The sequence below is a fragment of the Streptomyces roseolilacinus genome (genome assembly GCF_014649335.1).
In the GTDB taxonomy this organism is placed as follows: domain Bacteria; phylum Actinomycetota; class Actinomycetes; order Streptomycetales; family Streptomycetaceae; genus Streptomyces; species Streptomyces roseolilacinus.
In genome coordinates this window covers 609060-625810 of record NZ_BMSV01000003.1, presented here as the reverse complement: position 1 = coordinate 625810, position 16751 = coordinate 609060, and the positions used below count along the sequence as shown (strand labels likewise).

General features: G+C 73.5%; 12 protein-coding genes. 5 read left to right on the top strand and 7 right to left on the bottom strand.

Annotated elements, in window-relative coordinates; translation table 11 throughout:
* Positions 1–52: 52 nt before the first annotated feature.
* Both IE106_RS10040 and IE106_RS10035 read right to left on the bottom strand, forming a co-directional pair.
* A complete protein-coding gene (locus IE106_RS10040) occupies positions 53–844 on the bottom strand; it encodes a response regulator transcription factor (RefSeq protein ID WP_189532093.1) in 792 nt (263 codons plus the stop codon).
* Positions 841–2076 carry a sensor histidine kinase gene (locus IE106_RS10035; protein WP_189532091.1) on the bottom strand — a complete coding sequence of 412 codons (1236 nt, stop codon included), beginning with the start codon at positions 2074–2076 and terminating at the stop codon, positions 841–843. The genes IE106_RS10040 and IE106_RS10035 overlap by 4 nt, the downstream gene beginning before the upstream one ends.
* A gap of 146 nt (positions 2077–2222) precedes the next feature.
* Here IE106_RS10035 and IE106_RS10030 point away from each other — a divergent pair, with 146 nt between their 5' ends.
* A complete protein-coding gene (locus IE106_RS10030) occupies positions 2223–2444 on the top strand; it encodes a hypothetical protein (RefSeq protein WP_189532089.1) in 222 nt (73 codons plus the stop codon).
* A gap of 12 nt (positions 2445–2456) precedes the next feature.
* Here IE106_RS10030 and IE106_RS10025 read toward each other — a convergent pair whose 3' ends face one another.
* The 3 genes from IE106_RS10025 to allB all read right to left on the bottom strand — a co-directional run bounded on the left by IE106_RS10025 (position 2457) and on the right by allB (position 5791).
* Positions 2457–3077 carry a dihydrofolate reductase family protein gene (locus IE106_RS10025; protein ID WP_189532087.1) on the bottom strand — a complete coding sequence of 207 codons (621 nt, stop codon included), beginning with the start codon at positions 3075–3077 and terminating at the stop codon, positions 2457–2459.
* Positions 3078–3293: 216 nt separating this feature from the next.
* On the bottom strand, positions 3294–4448 hold the full coding sequence (alc, locus tag IE106_RS10020) for an allantoicase (protein ID WP_373295927.1): 1155 nt from the start codon (positions 4446–4448) through the stop codon (positions 3294–3296).
* A complete protein-coding gene (gene allB, locus IE106_RS10015; RefSeq protein WP_189532277.1) occupies positions 4445–5791 on the bottom strand; it encodes an allantoinase AllB in 1347 nt (448 codons plus the stop codon). Before allB ends, alc begins: the two co-directional genes overlap by 4 nt.
* 315 nt (positions 5792–6106) lie before the next feature.
* On the opposite strand from allB, the gene IE106_RS10010 reads away from it, so the two are divergent.
* Positions 6107–6916 (top strand): IclR family transcriptional regulator, encoded by an 810-nt coding sequence (locus IE106_RS10010; RefSeq protein ID WP_189532083.1) that lies wholly within the window; start codon positions 6107–6109, stop codon positions 6914–6916.
* Positions 6917–7010: 94 nt separating this feature from the next.
* On the opposite strand, the gene IE106_RS10005 is transcribed toward IE106_RS10010, so the two are convergent.
* On the bottom strand, positions 7011–8897 hold the full coding sequence (locus IE106_RS10005; protein WP_189532081.1) for a serine/threonine-protein kinase: 1887 nt from the start codon (positions 8895–8897) through the stop codon (positions 7011–7013).
* Between the two features lie 133 nt (positions 8898–9030).
* On the opposite strand from IE106_RS10005, the gene IE106_RS10000 reads away from it, so the two are divergent.
* Together IE106_RS10000 and aceB are read left to right on the top strand one after the other, a co-directional pair.
* Positions 9031–9681, top strand: a complete 651-nt coding sequence (locus tag IE106_RS10000) for a nucleotidyltransferase family protein (RefSeq protein WP_189532079.1) — start codon at positions 9031–9033, stop codon at positions 9679–9681.
* A 241-nt stretch (positions 9682–9922) separates the two neighbouring features.
* Positions 9923–11545, top strand: a complete 1623-nt coding sequence (gene aceB, locus IE106_RS09995) for a malate synthase A (RefSeq protein WP_189532077.1) — start codon at positions 9923–9925, stop codon at positions 11543–11545.
* A gap of 107 nt (positions 11546–11652) precedes the next feature.
* Here the strand turns inward: aceB and IE106_RS09990 are convergent, their stop codons facing one another.
* The gene (locus tag IE106_RS09990; RefSeq protein ID WP_189532075.1) at positions 11653–11823 is read right to left on the bottom strand and encodes a hypothetical protein; all 171 of its coding nucleotides are present in this window, start codon (positions 11821–11823) and stop codon (positions 11653–11655) included.
* A 247-nt stretch (positions 11824–12070) separates the two neighbouring features.
* Between IE106_RS09990 and IE106_RS09985 the strand changes: the two genes are divergently transcribed.
* Positions 12071–16750, top strand: a complete 4680-nt coding sequence (locus tag IE106_RS09985; RefSeq protein ID WP_189532073.1) for an RHS repeat-associated core domain-containing protein — start codon at positions 12071–12073, stop codon at positions 16748–16750.
* Position 16751 lies beyond the last annotated feature (1 nt).

The following is a 16751-nucleotide window of genomic DNA, read 5'->3' as shown; positions in this document are numbered from 1 at the left end:
CTGACGCCGCCGGGGTGGGCGTTTCGTCCCTTCCCGACCGCCCAAGTATCGGTCATGGGGTTCCGGCGGGTGGCCACCGGGTGGACCGGGGTCCACGCGGGGGTGGACGGCCGGGCCCCGGGGCGTGCCGGGGCGCGGCGTCGGTCACGGCGGCAGCCCAGGGTGCGTCGTCGGCGTCCAGAAGGGCCGCGTCGTGCACCAGCAGGGCGATCTGGACGCGGTTGTTGAGGCCCAGCTTGGCGAGGACGCGGGAGACGTGGGCCTTCACCGTGGGGACGCTCATGTAGAGGGTGGCGGCGATCTCCGCGTTGGAGCGGCCCCGGCCGACCGCGAGGGCGACCTCCCGCTCCCGGTCCGCGAGCACCGCGAGGCGCTCGGCGGCCGCCGTGCGCCGGTCGCCTTCGCGCGCGGCGGGTCCGGACGCGCCGGCGACGTGGGCCATCAGCCGGCGGGTGACGGCCGGGGACAGCACCGGTTCGCCGGCGGCCACCTTCCGTACGGCGTCGACGATCCGGGCGGGCGGGGTGTCCTTGAGGACGAACCCGGCGGCCCCGGCCCGCAGGGCGCGCAGCACCTGCTCGTCGGCGTGGAAGGTGGTGAGGACGACCACCTCGGGGGCGCCGGGCCGGGAGCGCAGCCGCTCGGTGGCGGTGAGCCCGTCGACGCCGGGCATGCGGATGTCCATGAGCACGACGTGGGGGGCGAGCCGGTCCACGAGCGGGGGCACGTCGGCGCCGTCGGCGGCCTCGCCGACGATCTCGATGTCCTCGGCGCCGCCGAGCATCAGGGAGAGTCCCGCGCGGACGAGGGGGTCGTCGTCGACGACGAGCAGCCGGATGGTCATGGGGGCCACGGTAGCCAGGCGCGTACGGCGAACCCCCCGCGGGGACCCGGGCCGTGGCACAGCCGCCCGCCGGCGAGGGTCGCCCGTTCGGTCAGCCCGATGAGGCCCTGTCCGGAGCCGGGGACGTGCGGGACCGGCCCGGCGGGCGGGGGGTTGCTGACGTCGACGGTGAGTCCGGCGCCGGGCCCGTCGCCGGGGCGGCCGCGCACGGAGACGGTGACCTCGGCGCCCGGTGCGTGCTTGCGGGCGTTGGTGAGGGCCTCCTGGACGATGCGGTAGACCGTGCGGCCGGTGGCGGCGGGGACGGTGGCGGGGTCGCCGGCGCGGTTGTCGAGGACGACCGCCATCCCGGCCTCCCGCGACTCGGCGACCAGGGTGTCGAGGGTGGCGAGGGTGGGCTGCGGCCGGTCGCCGCTGCCGTCCTCCCGGTCCTCGGGGGCGCGCAGCACGCCGATGATCTGCCGCAGGTCCTGGAGCGCCTCGTGGGCGCTGTCCCGGATCACGCCGGCCGCGCGGGCGACCTCGGCGGGCGGGGCGTCGGGGCGGAACTCCAGGGCGCCCGCGTGGACGCTGAGGAGGGTCAGCCGGTGGGCGAGCACGTCGTGCATCTCGCGGGCGATGGCCTCGCGGGCCGCCCGCTGGGCCTGTTCGGCGCGCAGCCCGGCCTCCGCCTCGGCGCGCCGGGCCCGCTCGCGCAGGGCGGCGACGAGCTGGCGGCGGGCGCGGACGAGCATGCCCCAGCCGGTGACGAGCAGGAGCAGGACGAGGTTGACGACCAGGGCGAGGAGCGGGTCGATCTCCGGGTCGGGGCGGGTGAACCCCTGGAGCGTGCCGCACGCCAGCGCGACGCCCGCGACGGCGGCCAGCCGCCGGGGCGGCAGCCGCACGGCCGCGCCGAACACGCAGACCATGACCGCCCCGCCGGTGGCCGGGGTGACGACGCCGAGCACCGCCACGGCGATGGCGGTCGCGGCGGGCCGGCTGCGGCGCGCCCACAGGGCGAAGGCGGCGGTGACCCCGAGGATCCGGTCGACGAGGACGACCGCGTCCGACTCGTTGAGCTGGCGGCTGGTCCGGGCGACGGCGATCGCGACGAGCGCCGCGAACACGAAGCCGACCGTGTCGACGGCCCAGTCCCGCACCGTGCGCCGGCGGCGGCCGCCGCCCTGGTCCGGGTCGGCGGCCTCGGCCAGGTCGGAGGGCAGCAGCCAGGGGTACTCCGCGTGGGTCACGCGTTCCACGCTACGCAGCCGGGCGGCCGGGAGGCCCCCGGTTCCCGCGGCCGGCTACCGAAGTCGGCGACGGATGGACTTCCGGACCGGGACCCCATCCCGAGGGCGGAAGCGCCGTCCGCCGCGCGCGTCCGAGGATCGGCGGCATGAAGAAGTTCCTCGAACTGCTCGGCACGGCCCTGCTCGTCGTGGGCGGCTGCGGGATCCTGCGCGAACTGACCGGCGGCTGGTTCGTGTTCATGGGCTTCACCCGTGCGGTGGTCGGGAGTGTGCCGCTGCTGCGGGACCACCAGCTGTGGGCGCACGCGGCCCTCGCCGTGGCGGGTCTCGCGGTCCTGGTGGCCGCCGACCGGCGGGGCCGGGCGTAGGGCGCGGGGCGGTCACTCCCCCGGTGCGAAGGTGCCGAACCGGGCCGGGCCGGCCGGCCGGTACGTCTGGATGACCGCCCCGGCGGACGTGGCGCGGTGGCCGGTGAGTTCGAACGCGGTCGGGGTGCCGCCGTCCGGGAACAGCCTGCGGCCCTTGCCGAGGAAGACGGGGAAGACCAGCAGGTTGAGCGCGTCGACCAGGCCGTGGGCGAGGAGTCCCTGGGCGAGCCGGGCGCTGCCGTGGACCTGGATCTCCCGGCCGGGGCCCTCCTTCAGCCGGGCGACCACCTCGGCGAGGTCGCCCTCCACGAGGTGCGAGTTGTTCCACTCGGCCCTCTCCAGCGTCCGGGACACGACGTGCTTGGGCAGGGTGTTGAGGCGGCTCGCGATCGGGTCGTCCGGGTCGGTGACCTGCGGCCAGTACGCGGCGAAGATCTCGTACGTGCGGCGGCCGAGGAGGAAGCCGTCGGCGCGGTCGAAGACCTCGTCGACGAACCGGCCCATGTCCTCGTCCGCGAAGGGGACGAGCCAGCCCCCGTAGTCGAAGTCGTCGCTGCGGTCCTCGTCGCGGCCGCCGGGGGCCTGCATGACGCCGTCGAGGGAGAGGAAGGTGGTGAGGGTGAGCTGGGCCATGGCACGTGCCTTTCGTCGGTGTTCCGCCACCAGCTCAGGCCCTCGTGCGCGGTGGAACCCCTCGCCGCGCGGGGACGCGGCGGAGGTGTCCCACCGGCGGAGCAGCGTCCGCCGGCGGGACGTCCGGCCGGTACGGCCCGGCGGGGGCGTCCGGCGGGGGCGTCCGGGGCCGTGCCGCCGGCCCGGGCGGGTGCCGTGCCGCCCGGGACGGTCCGGTCAGCCGCCCAGCTCCTGGTGGCGGGAGGTGAGGCGCTTGGTGCCCTCCTCCGTCAGGTGGCCGAAGAGGCGCAGCCGGGAGATGCCGCCGTCGGGGTAGACGTCGATCCGGACGTGGGTGCCGACGGCCGGGGCGGGCAGGACGAAGCGGTGGTTGGTGTCGGGCTGGAGCCGGGTCCGGGGCAGGAACTCGGTCCACGCGCCGTCCTCGCCGTCGCGTACGGACAGGGCGGCCCAGCCGGCGCTGTTGCCCTTCAGGTACGCGGTGTCGATCTCGACGGCGCGGATCTCGGCCTGTTCGACGAGCCGGTAGCGGATCCAGTCGTTGCCCCGGTCGCGGCGGCGGCGGGTCTCCCAGCCGTCGTCCATCTTGCGGGAGCGGCCCGGCTGGATGGTGTGGGCGGGGGGCGAGTAGAAGCGGTCGGAGACGTCCTCGACGCCGCCGCCGTTCTCCAGGGCGACCAGGTCGAAGGTGCCGAGCGCGTCCAGCCAGGTCGGGTCGGGGGCGACCTCGCCGTACACGCGCAGGCGGGCGACGCCGCCGTCGGGGTGCTGGTTGAGGCGCAGGTGGGTGAAGCGGCGCTCCGCGTCGACGGCGAAGCCGTTCGCCGCGTGCCCGCCGACGGCGGTGCGGGGGACGAGGGTGGTCCACTCGGTGCCGGGGCCGAGGAGTTCCTCGGGCGAGGGGGAGCCGGGCACGGACGCGGCCTCGACGGAGACGGCCTGCGGGTGGTTGCCGCGGAAGTGGGCGGTGTCGACGACGATGCCGCGGATCACGCCGGGCGCGCCGAGCCGTACCAGCGCCCAGTCGTGGTCGTCGGCGGTGGGGTGCGGCCGGTCGGCGGAGGCGCCGCGCCGGCGGCGGGTCTCCCAGCCGTCCATGACCTTGCCCTTGTGGCCGAAGTGCTCGGGGTCGAACTCCGCGGGCCGCGGCGTGAGGAGGTTCTCCCGCTCGGCGAAGAACTCGTCGTTGGCGGCGACGACGCCCGCGCCGAGGCGCCGGTCGGCGAGGTCGGCGAAGCCGGTGAAGGGGAAGTCGGCGGTGCGGTAGTCGGCGTAGGGGTCGCCGCCGCCGTAGGGGGCCGCGGCGCCGGTGAAGCGCGGTATGCCGGTGGAGTCGGTGGAGCCGGTCGCGGTGTCGGTCACGGGATTCACTTGTTCCTTTCGAGCAGTCGCCCGCTGGGTGCGGCGGGGCGGCCGCGGTCGGCGATGCGTACGCCGCGCAGCCAGGTGGAGGTGACGACGCCGTACAGGGTGCGGCCCGCGTAGGCGGTGACCCGGTTGCGGTGGTGCAGCAGGGCCGGGTCGACGGTGAAGGTCTCGTCGGGGGCGAGGACGGCGAAGTCGGCGTCGCGGCCGGCTTCGACGGCGCCCTTGCGGTCGAGTCCGGCGAGGGCGGCGGGGGCGGTGGACATCCAGCGGGCCACGTCGTCGAGGGTGTGGCCGCGCCGGCGGGCCTCGGTCCAGACGGCGGACAGGCCCAGTTGGAGGGAGGAGATGCCGCCCCAGGCGGTGGAGAAGTCGGGGGTCTTGAGGTCCGCGGTGGACGGGGAGTGGTCGGAGACGACGCAGTCGATGACGCCGTCCGCGAGGCCCTGCCACAGGGCGTCCTGGTTGGCGGTCTCGCGGATGGGCGGGCAGCACTTGAACTCGGTCGCCCCGTCCGGCACCTCCTCGGCGGTCAGGGTGAGGAAGTGCGGGCACGTCTCGACGGTGACCCGGACGCCCTCGCTCCGGGCGGCGGCGATGAGCGGCAGGGCGTCGGCGGACGACAGGTGCAGGACGTGGACGCGCGCGCCGAGGCGGCGGGCCTGGGCGATGAGGTTCCCGACGGCGGTGTTCTCCGCGTCGCGGGGGCGGGAGGCGAGGAAGTCGGCGTACCGGGTCGAGCTCCCGCCGGGGGCGGCGTCGAGGTGGTGCGGGTCCTCGGCGTGCACGATCATCAGCCCGCCGAAGCCGGTGATCTCGGCGAGGGACGCGGCCAGCTGGTCCTGGTCGAGCCGGGGGAACTCGTCGACGCCGGAGGGCGATAGGAAGCACTTGAAGCCGAAGACGCCGGCCTCGTGCAGCGGCCGCAGGTCCTTGACGTTGTCCGGGAGGGCGCCGCCCCAGAAGCCCACGTCGACGTGGGCCTTGGGCCGGGCGACGTCCCGCTTGACGCGCAGGTGCTCCACGGTGGTCGTGGGGGGCAGGGAGTTGAGCGGCATGTCGAGGAGGGTGGTGATGCCGCCGGCGGCCGCGGCGCGGGTGGCGGTCCAGAAGCCCTCCCACTCGGTGCGGCCGGGGTCGTTCACGTGGACGTGGGTGTCGACCAGGCCGGGCAGGACGACGTGGTCGCCGACGTCCTCCAGCCGCGCCCCGGCGGGCACCTCGGCGTCGTGCGGCAGGACCGCGGCGATGGTGCCGCCGGCCACGGCGACGGACGCGGGGCGCGTGCCGTCCAGGGTGACGACGCGCGTCGAGCGCAGCACCAGGTCCACCTCGCCGTTCACGCCCATGCTCACGTCCACGCCTCTCCCCTCAGCGGAAATTCAACGTTCTGTTGAAGGAGTCTTCACCCGCCCGCCGAGCGGCGTCAAGGGGAGTCCGGAGCATGGAGGTCCACTTGGCGGATTCCACAAAGTGGAAATATGATTTCGCAGAGAAGAACGTAGCTCCGCACAGGGGAGGTGTCCGGGAGCGCGTGAGCAACCCCGCGGACACACGGACAAACGGGCCCTGACCGGCCGGGACGCCCCGCTGCGGGCGGTGTGCCCGGCGGGAGGGCCCGGTAGGCTGCTGCCTTGTCCATCCGCCTCGAAAGGACCGTTGACGTGCCGTCGTCCAGCGCCAGCACCACCGACGCCGCCGCCAAGCCCACCGCCGGCACGGGTGGCGTGCAGTCCCTTGAGCGTGCCTTCGACCTCCTGGAGCGGATGGCCGACGCCGGGGGCGAGGTGGGGCTGAGCGAGCTCTCCGCCAGCAGCGGCCTGCCGCTGCCCACCATCCACCGGCTGATGCGCACCCTCGTCGCCTGCGGGTACGTGCGCCAGCAGGCCAACCGGCGGTACGCGCTCGGCCCCCGCCTGATCCGCCTCGGCGAGTCCGCCTCCCGCCTCCTCGGCACCTGGGCGCGGCCCTACCTGGCGCGGCTCGTCGAGGAGACCGGCGAGACCGCGAACATGGCCCTGCTCGACGGGGACGAGATCGTGTACGTCGCGCAGGTGCCGTCCAAGCACTCGATGCGGATGTTCACCGAGGTAGGCCGGCGGGTGCTGCCGCACTCCACGGGCGTCGGCAAGGCGCTGCTCGCGCACACCCCGCCGGAGGAGGTGCGGGCGCTGCTCGCCCGTACGGGCATGCCGGCGGCGACGGAGAAGACCATCACCACGCCCGAGGGGTTCCTCGCGGCGCTGGAGCAGGTGCGGGCGGCGGGGTACGCCGTGGACGACAACGAGCAGGAGATGGGGGTGCGGTGCCTCGCGGTGCCGGTGCCCGACGCGCCGACCCCGGCGGCGATCTCCATCTCGGGCCCGGCGGGCCGGGTGACGGAGGCGGCGACGGACCGGATCGTCCCCGTCCTCCAGGAGGTGGCCCGCGACCTGGCCACCGCCCTGACCACCACCTCGGCCTCCCAGGGCTGAGCGCGGGGGCGCCGGCCGCCGGCGCGGGAGCGGGCCGGACGCGCCGGTGGCCGCCGGAGCCGGGGCGGCTCCGGCGGGGAGCCGCCCGGCCGGCTCAGCCGGTCTGCTCCACGTCCATCGCCCCGCGCCACACCGTCGCGTCGAGGGTGAGGTAGTCGCTGGGGTCGGACTCGGGCGAGAAGCCGACGACGGTCAGCAGGGCCACGTCCCCGGCGCCGTTCTGCAGGCACACGCGGGAGCCCTTGGACATCTGCGACCTCCCGATGGAGGTGGTGAAGCGCGTCTCGTTGAGGCAGGTGTCCAGCGAGCCGGCCTGCCCGTTGCGCAGGAGCACCAGGCGGCCGCCGCTGCTGGGCGTGGAGAGGCCGGAGATGCCGTAGCGGATGTCGCCGCCGTCGTCCTTCGGCTTCACCGGGTCGTCCGCGAGGGACAGTTCGTACCCCTCCGTGAGGTCGATGCCCTTGAAGTCGACCGGCTGCGGCGGGGTGGCGGGGGCGGCGTCCTGGGACGGGGTGCCGCCGTCGGCGCCCGCGTCGGCGCCCGTACCGGTGCCGTCGCCGGCCTGGTCGCCCTCGCCGTCGCCCTGACCGGCGGTGTCCGTGCCGGCGGCCGGGGTGGCGGGCGCGCCGGAGGTCGTGTCCCGCGCCTGGTCGGTGGGCTTGCCGTTCCCCTTGTCCTTCAGGAGGGTGTACGCGGTGGCGCCGCCCGCGACGGCGAAGGCGACGACCGCGGCGATCGCGATGAGCGCGGCACGGGACCTGCGCTTCGGCGCGGGGGCCGGTGCCGGGGCGGGCGCGCCGGGACCGTACGGCGCGGCGCCGACGACCGGGTGGGCGTAGGGGTGCGGCGCGGGGGCCGGGTGCGGCGGGGGCGTGGGGGCGTGGCCGGGGCCCGTGGTGGGCGGCGGGCCGAAGCCCTGCGGCGGCGCGGACGGCGCGGCGTGGGCGGTGGCCGGATGGGTGGGGGCGGGGGTCGCGAGGCCGGTGGCCGGGGCGGCGGGCCCGGCCGCGGCCTGCCCGGCGGGCGGTGCGGCCGGCGGGGGCGGCGTCGTGACGGCGGCCGGGGCCGGGGCGGCGGCGCGGGTGGTGATGTCGGCCGCGACGGCGCCGGGCAGCCACTCCTCGGGGCGCCGCAGTGCCGTCTGGTCACTGGCCTGATGACACATCGTCAGCACTTCGGCGATGGAGGGCCGTTCGGCCGCGTCCTTCGCCAGGCAGCGGGTGACCAGCTCGCGCAGCTGGTCGGGGAGCCCGTCCAGCGAGGGCTCCTCGTGCACGATGCGGTAGAGCACGCCGTGCGACGTGCCCTCACCGAACGCGGGGCTGCCCAGCGCGGCGTACGCGGCGACCTGCCCGAGCGCGAAGACGTCCGTCGCGGGCGTCACCTTGCTGCCGGCGGCCTGCTCGGGCGCCATGAACGACGGGGTGCCGATGGTGACGCCGCTGCTGGTGAGCGACGTGGCGTCGGCGGCCCGGGCGATGCCGAAGTCGATGACGCGCGGCCCGTCGGAGGCGAGGAGGACGTTGCCGGGCTTCAGGTCGCGGTGGACGATGCCCGCGCCGTGGATGACCTGGAGGGCCTCGGCGATGCCGGCGACGAGCAGCAGCACCGTGTCGACCGGCATCGGGCCGTGCTTCTGCACGGCGTCGGCGAGGGAGGGGCCGGGGACGTACGCGGTGGCGAGCCACGGTTCACGGGCGTCGGTGTCGGCGTCGATGACCGGCGCGGTGTAGAGGCCCTGGACGCGCTGCGCGGCCTGGACCTCCTGGGCGAAGCGGCGCCGGAACTCGGCGTCCTGCGCGAAGTCGGGCCGGATCACCTTGATGGCGACGGGGCGGCCGCCCGGTGTGTACGACAGATAGACCTTGCCCATGCCGCCGGCGCCGAGACGCGCCGCGAGCCGGTATCCCGCGACGGAACGCGGGTCGTCCTCCTCCAGCGGCTGGAAGACGGTCCCCCCATGGTGCTGACCACCACTCATCGATCCATGTCTCCTGAAAAGGACTCACCGCGCGTGCGGTGCCTACGTGAACGGCACTGCGGTGCCGGACCCGCACCCTATCCAAGCGAGGCGCCTCGGCTCCATGCGTGAACGGGTGCGGTATGCACTTCCCATGGACGGCACGAGAACGAACGACACCACGACGGCCCCCTCCCCCTCGGCGCCGGTCGCCGGCCTGCTGCTCGCGGCGGGGGGCGGCCGGCGGCTCGGCGGACGGCCGAAGGCCCTGCTGGAGCACCGCGGACGGCCGCTGGTGGAGCACGCGGTGGCCGCGCTGCGGGCGGCCGGGTGCGGGCAGGTCCACGTGGTGCTGGGCGCCGCGGCCCGGACCGTGCGGGAACGGGCGGACCTCGCGGGGTGCGTGCTGGTGGAGAACCCGGAGTGGGAGCGGGGCATGGGCTCGTCGCTACGGGTGGGCCTGGCGTCGCTGGAGGGGGCGCCGGGCGGCGGGGCGGACGCGGCGCTGGTGGTGCTGGTGGACCAGCCGGGGATCGGCGCGGAGGCGATGGCGCGGGTGGCGGGGGCGTACCGGGGGCGCGGTTCGCTGGCCTCGGCGTCGTACGGCGCGCGGCGCGGGCACCCGGTGCTGCTGGGCGCGGACCGGTGGGCGGAGGTCGCGGCGGGCGCGGAGGGCGACCAGGGGGCGCGGGCCTACCTGCGGGCGCACGAGGCGGAGATCGCGCTGGTGCCGTGCGGGGACGTGGCGGAGCCGTACGACATCGACACGGCGGCGGATCTGGCGCGCCTGGAAGGGTCGGGGTGAACGGGCCGTGCACGGTGCGGCACCGAGCGCCACGTTGTGTCGACCCGAAGAATCTCGACGTCAACAATCCATTGAACTTCCACCATGAGGAAACTAGTATCCACTGATCAGAAGGACCAGCCAGTTCACAGGCGCCCGCGACCGCACCACGGCTCATGCGGCACTCCGTGCCACGCGCGTATGGGCCCGGCGGCCGCGCCGCCCGCCGCCCCGCCAAGCCCGCTGAAGGAAGTGACAGCTCATGTCCGCACCAGCGCCGTCTCCGCTGGCCATCGTCGATGCCGAGCCCCTGCCCCGACAGGAGGAGGTCCTCACCGACGCCGCCCTGGCCTTCGTGGCGGAGCTGCACCGGCGGTTCACGCCCCGGCGTGACGAGCTCCTCGCCCGCCGCGCCGAGCGCCGCGCCGAGATCGCCCGCACCAGCACGCTCGACTTCCTCCCGGAGACCGCGCACATCCGGGAGGACGACAGCTGGCGGGTCGCCCCGGCACCGGCCGCCCTCGACGACCGCCGGGTGGAGATCACCGGTCCCACCGACCGCAAGATGACCGTCAACGCGCTCAACTCCGGCGCGCGCGTCTGGCTCGCCGACTTCGAGGACGCCTCCGCCCCCACCTGGGAGAACGTCGTCCTCGGCCAGCTCAACCTGATCGACGCCTACGAGCGGCGCATCGACTTCACCGACCCGCGCAGCGGCAAGTCGTACGCGCTGCGCCCCGCCGAGGAGCTGGCGACCGTCGTCATGCGCCCCCGCGGCTGGCACCTGGAGGAGCGCCACCTGGTCGGCGACGGCCGCCCGGTGCCCGGCGCCCTGGTCGACTTCGGCCTGTACTTCTTCCACAACGCGCGGCGGTTGCAGGACCTCGGCAAGGGCCCGTACTTCTACCTCCCGAAGACCGAGTCGCACCTGGAGGCCCGCCTCTGGAACGACGTGTTCGTCTTCGCGCAGGACCACCTGGGCATCGACCGGGGCACCGTCCGCGCGACCGTCCTCATCGAGACGATCACGGCCGCGTACGAGATGGAGGAGATCCTGTACGAGCTGCGCGACCACGCCTCCGGGCTGAACGCGGGCCGCTGGGACTACCTGTTCTCCCTCGTCAAGAACTTCCGTGACGGCGGCGCCCGGTTCGTCCTCCCCGACCGCAACGCGGTCACCATGACGGCCCCGTTCATGCGCGCGTACACCGAACTCCTCGTCCGCACCTGCCACAAGCGGGGCGCGCACGCGATCGGCGGCATGGCGGCCTTCATCCCGTCCCGCAAGGACCCCGAGGTCAACAAGGTCGCCTTCGAGAAGGTCAAGGCGGACAAGGACCGCGAGGCCGCGGACGGCTTCGACGGCTCGTGGGTGGCCCACCCCGACCTCGTCCCGATCGCGATGGCCTCCTTCGACGCGGTCCTCGGCGACCGGCCGAACCAGAAGGACCGCCTGCGCGAGGACGTCGACGTCAGCGCCGCCGACCTGATCGCCGTCGACTCCCTGGACGCCAGGCCGACGTACGCCGGCCTGGTCAACGCGGTGCAGGTCGGCATCCGCTACATCGAGGCGTGGCTCCGCGGCCTCGGCGCGGTCGCCATCTTCAACCTGATGGAGGACGCGGCGACGGCGGAGATCTCCCGCTCCCAGATCTGGCAGTGGACCAACGCCGGCGTCGTCTTCGAGAACGGCGAGAAGGCCACCCCCGAACTGGCCCGCAGGGTCGCCGCGGAGGAACTGGCCGCGATCCGCGCCGAACTCGGCGAGGAGGCCTTCGCGGCCGGCAGGTGGCAGCAGGCCCACGACCTCCTCCTGAAGGTCGCCCTGGACGAGGACTACGCCGACTTCCTCACCCTCCCCGCGTACGAACAGCTCGTCGGCTGACCCGCACAGCAGCCGACCGCCCCTCCCGGGGCCGCCCCGCCCCCCGGCGCCGCACAGCGCCGGGGGGCGGTACCACGCACGGCTCCGCTCCACCGGTCCGGACGACGTCACCGGCAGCGCCGTCCGCCCGGCAGGGCCGGCGGCGTGAGCGCCCGCACGGCGTCGTGTTCGTCCTCCGGCAGGCGGGGCAGCCGCGTGGCCGGCACGTCGACGTACGCATGCCGTTGCCAGGCGTCGTGGTCACCCACGACGAACAGACGTCGACGCGCCCGGATCACCAGGTTGAGCGGACCGGGGGTGGACGCGGCCCAGGCCCACGGTCCCGCCTTGGCGCCATCGGTCCAGGTCGGCCCATTTCGTGTACGGCCCGTGTCCGCCGCAGGTCACGTGCCACCGTGCTGATCGGCCAGGCACCGGGAAGCGGGAGCCACGGAAGTCCTGGAAGCCCCTCGGCTGCTGTCGGTCCCTCATGGCATGCTGACTGATCTTGTTTGCTTGTCTACCGCATCGGGGGGATGGTGCGTCATGGGTTACACGATTCCCGAAGGTGTCGACGCAGTGCTGGACATCGTCGGCGTGGGATGGCCCAACGTCGACGAGGACGCGTACCGGGACATGGCCACCTCGTTGCGGGAGTTCGCGGACGGCGCGGACGATGACGCCGGCGTGGCACACGGGCACATACAGACACTGCTGTCGACGGGCGGCAGCGAGTCGCTGACAGCGTTGGACGCGCACTGGAAGAAGGTCCAGGGCAAGCACAAGGACCTGGGGAAGGCCGCCCGTACCATCGCGGGCGCGCTGGACCGGGTCGCGGACATCATCGTCGCCCGTAAGATAGCCGCCGTCGCCGAACTCGCCGACCTGGCCGCCAGCGTCGGCATCACCCTCGCCCTCGCCCCGGTCACGGCGGGCCTGTCGACGCTGTTCGGCGCGGCGAAGATCGCCGCCACCCGAATAGCGTTCAAGAGGATCCTCAAGGAGATGGCGGACGCCGCCGTCGCCGAGATCGTCGCGACCCTGACGGAACCCGCCGTCGCCGCCCTCGAGAACGTGGCCGCGGACCTGGCGATACAAACCGCGCTGAACATGACCGGCGTGCAGAACGGCTACAACACCGGGCAGACCGCGCAGGCAGGCAAGGAAGGTCTGCAGCTCGCCTCCGCCGGAGGCGGTGGGGCGGGCGGAGGGGGCGGTCCGAAGATCGATCACGACGCCCACGGCCGCGCCGGCACGCACCTGAACAGCGTGCAGGTCGCCATGCGCGACAAGACCGGCGGCAAGCTCGGCAAGGCCAAGGGCCACCACGGCCGCGCCAAGGGCCGTGACTCCCTGACCGCCGTCCTGGACACCACCATCGACGGCGTCATGGAGAAGCTGACCAAGGCACTCGCCGACCTGGGCGACCACATCGGCAAGAAACTCCCCGACGCCCTGCGGGGCAGCTCCAGGACGCACAAGAACACCGACCTCGACGTCCGCGACAGCATCAAGAAGATCAACAGCAAGGACGACGGCAAGCACGCGCCCGGCGGCCGCGGCGGGGGTGGCGGCCAAGGGCGAGCACGGCCCCCTTTGCTGAGCAGGGCACGGGACCGTGCGCGCGAGATCGCCACGTCACTGCTGAACCGGCGGTGCAAGACCGACCCGGTCGACGTCGCGACGGGTGAGATGGTGCTCGCCCAGACGGATCTGGCGCTGCCGGGCACACTGCCGCTGCTGCTGAAGCGCACTCACATCTCCAGCTATCGCTACGGCCACAGCTTCGGTCGCAGTTGGGCGTGCACGCTCGACGAGCGGCTGGAGCCGGCCGGAACGTGCGTCGCGTGGGCTCGGGAGGACGGCTCCGTCCTGCTCTATCCCGGCATGCCCTCCCAGGAAGGGCAGGAGCTGCTGCCGTTGGAGGGGGAGCGGATCCCCCTCCGCCTCGAGATGCGCGGTGCCCTCGGCGACGTCACGTACGCGGCCACGGACCCTCACTCGGGCCTGATCCGGCGCTTCACCGGCAGCCCGTACCAGGCGGGCGGCCACTACTGGCTGACGGAGATCGAGGACCGCAACGGCAACACCGTCCGCCTGGGCCGCGACGAGGACGGGGTGCCGACGATGGTCGTCCACGAGGGCGGCTACCGGGTAGCCGTGTCCTCGGACCAGGACAGCGGACGCGTGACCGCGCTGGACGTGCACACGCCGGACGGCCCTGTCCGGGTGGCGTCCTTCGGCTACGACCCCGCCGGGAACCTGGAGACGATCAGCAACGCCGGTGGTCCTCCGCTGCGGTTCACCTACGACGCCGAGCACCGGGTCACCTCGTGGACCGACCGCAACGGTCACACGTACGCGTACGTCTACGACTCGGCCGGCCGGGTCGTGGAGACACACGGGCCCAGTGATGCCCTGTCATCCGCCTTCTCCTACGACACGGAGAACCGGATCACCCGCTTCACCGACTCCACCGGCGCGGTCACCGTCACCCGCCTCAACGAGCTCGGCCAGGTCGTCGCGGAGACCGATCCCCTGGGCAACACGGTGCTGCGCCAGTGGGACCGGTACGACAACCTGCTGTCCCGCACGGACGAGCTCGGCAACACCGCCGAGTTCGGCTGGGACGACCACGGCAACCTGACAGCTGTACGGCAGCCCGACGGGTCCACCTCCACCCTCGCGTACAACGCTCTCAACCTACCGGTGCGAGCAACGGGTACGGACGGCACGACCTGGCGGCAGGAGTACGACGACCGCGGCAACCGGATCGCCCTCACCGCACCCGACGGCAGCACCGCGCGCTACCGCGTCGGCCCCCACGGCGAGGTCGTCGAGCAGACGGACCCCACAGGCGCGAGCACCCACCTCCTCTACGACCGCGTGGGCGTCCCCCTCACGCTCACCGACCCGCTCGGTCACCGGCACACGGTCGAACGCGACGCCTTCGGCCGGCCGTTGCGCGTCACGGACCCCGCCGGAGCGGTCACCGCCATGGAGTGGACGCCACAGGGCTGGTTGTCCCGCTGCGTCCGCCCTGACGGCACCGAGGAGACGTGGACCTGGGACGACGAGGGCAACTGCCTGTCCCGCACCGACCCTCGAGGCGACACCACCCGCTTCGAGTACGCACACTTCGGGCTGCTCTCCGCGCGGACCGGTGCGGACGGAGCGCGCTACGAGTTCTCCTACGACACGGAGCTGCGACTCACCGAGGTGCGCAACCCCCAGGGCCTCACCTGGCGGTACGCCTACGACGCCGCAGGCCACCTCATATCGGAGACCGACTTCGACGGCCGCACCCTCCGCTACGCCTACGACGCAGCGGGGCGCCTGACCAGCCGGACGACACCGTCGGGCGAACGAATATCCCTCACCTACGACGACTGCGGAAGGGTGATATCCAAGGACGTGGCCGGGCAGGTCACCCGGTACACGTACGACGCGGCCGGTGAACTGCTCGCCGCGATATCCCCCACCTCCACGGTCACCTGGGAACGCGACGCGTGCGGACGGGTGACGGCCGAGACGGTCGACGGGCGCACCATGCGCTTCGCCTACGACGCCGCCGGGCGGACCATCCGCCGCACCACCCCGAGCGGCGTCGTGTCGGAGACCGGGTACGACGCGGCGGGCAACCGCACCACGCTCGACAGCGGCGGCCACCCACTGGCCTTCACCCGTGACCCCCGGGGCCGTGAACGCACCCGCACCATCGGGGACGGCCCCTCACCACTGACCCTCACCTCCCACTGGGACGACGCGGGCCGTCTGTCCTCCCGCACCGTGGCCTTCGGGGACCGGGCACTGCACGCCCGCTCCTACGGCTACCGCGCCGACGGCTTCCTCGACCGGATCACCGACGAGGCGTCCGGCATCACCAAGCACTTCGATCTCGACCCGGTCGGTCGCCCCCTGCGCGTGACGGCGGAGAACTGGTCCGAGACCTACGCCTACGACCACGCCGGCAACCAGACTCTCGGCGACTGGCCCGGCCATGCGCGGCGCGCCGAGGAGAAGGGTGTGCGCACCTACGAGGGAACCCGTCTGCTGGCGGCGGGGAACGTCCGGTACGCCTACGACGACGCCGGCCGTACGGTGGCACGGCGGAAGACCCGGCTCTCCCGCAAGCCCGACACATGGCACTACACCTGGGACGCCGAGGACCGGCTGATCGCCTGCCGCACACCCGACGGCACGCTCTGGCGCTACGCCTACGACCCGCTGGGCAGGCGGAGCGCCAAGCACCGAACGGACGACGAGGGCGCCGTCGTGCACTCGGTCTACTTCAGCTGGGACGGCACCACTCTCGTCGAACAGTTCGACACAGCACAGGGCACCACGCTGACCTGGGACTACGACGGCCGCGTTCCGCTCACCCAACTGGAGCGCCGCACCGGCGCCCTCCAACCGTCCATCACGGACCAGGAGGTCGACGCGCGGTTCTTCGCCATCGTCACCGACCTGATCGGCGCGCCGACGGAACTGGTGGACGAGAACGGCGGGATCGCCTGGCAGAGCCGTACGACAGTGTGGGGGACGACGTCGTGGAACCGAGGCGCCCTCGCCTACACCCCTCTGCGGTTCCCCGGCCAGTACGACGACCCGGAGACCGGCCTCTACTACAACTGCTTCCGCTACTACGACCCCACGATCGGCCGGTACCTCAGCCCGGACCCGCTGGGCCTCGACGCCGCCCCCAACCCGGTGGCCTACGTCGTCAATCCGCACCTGTGGATGGACCCCGAGGGGCTGATCGCCAAGGGCTGCACGGAGGACGGCGGCTGGTACAGCGGGTTGACGCCCGCCAACCTGAAGAACGACGACGGTACCCGGCGAACCGACGTGGACATGGAGATCAACCACATCCCCGCGAAGAACTCGTACGCCCATCTGGACGAGCCGGGATTCCGGACGAACAGCAGTGGTGGCGGCGCGGGGATGGGGCCGTCCATCCGCATGGAAATCGACGACCACCGCGGAGTGACCAGCACCGGATCGGGTGCCGAGTCCAAAGCCTGGCGCGCGAAACAGCGGGCCCTCATCGACGCAGGACGGTGGGACCTGGCGATGAAGATGGACATCGACGAAATCCGGGCCAACTTCGGGACCAAGTACGACCAGCACATCAAAGATATGATCGAAAGCCTTCAGCACAACAGGAAGTTCCAGAAGATGTTGCAGAAGCGGGGCTGGACGATCGACTACGACGTTCTCAAGTAGA

Coding starts and splice junctions, on each gene's coding strand:
- IE106_RS10005 (WP_189532081.1), bottom strand. CDS start 8,897: ATGAGTGGTGGTCAGCACCATGGGGGGACCGTCTTCCAGCCGCTGGAG.
- IE106_RS10025 (WP_189532087.1), bottom strand. CDS start 3,077: ATGGCCCAGCTCACCCTCACCACCTTCCTCTCCCTCGACGGCGTCATG.
- IE106_RS10000 (WP_189532079.1), top strand. CDS start 9,031: ATGGACGGCACGAGAACGAACGACACCACGACGGCCCCCTCCCCCTCG.
- allB (WP_189532277.1), bottom strand. CDS start 5,791: ATGGGCGTGAACGGCGAGGTGGACCTGGTGCTGCGCTCGACGCGCGTC.
- IE106_RS09985 (WP_189532073.1), top strand. CDS start 12,071: ATGGGTTACACGATTCCCGAAGGTGTCGACGCAGTGCTGGACATCGTC.
- IE106_RS10040 (WP_189532093.1), bottom strand. CDS start 844: ATGACCATCCGGCTGCTCGTCGTCGACGACGACCCCCTCGTCCGCGCG.
- aceB (WP_189532077.1), top strand. CDS start 9,923: ATGTCCGCACCAGCGCCGTCTCCGCTGGCCATCGTCGATGCCGAGCCC.
- IE106_RS10030 (WP_189532089.1), top strand. CDS start 2,223: ATGAAGAAGTTCCTCGAACTGCTCGGCACGGCCCTGCTCGTCGTGGGC.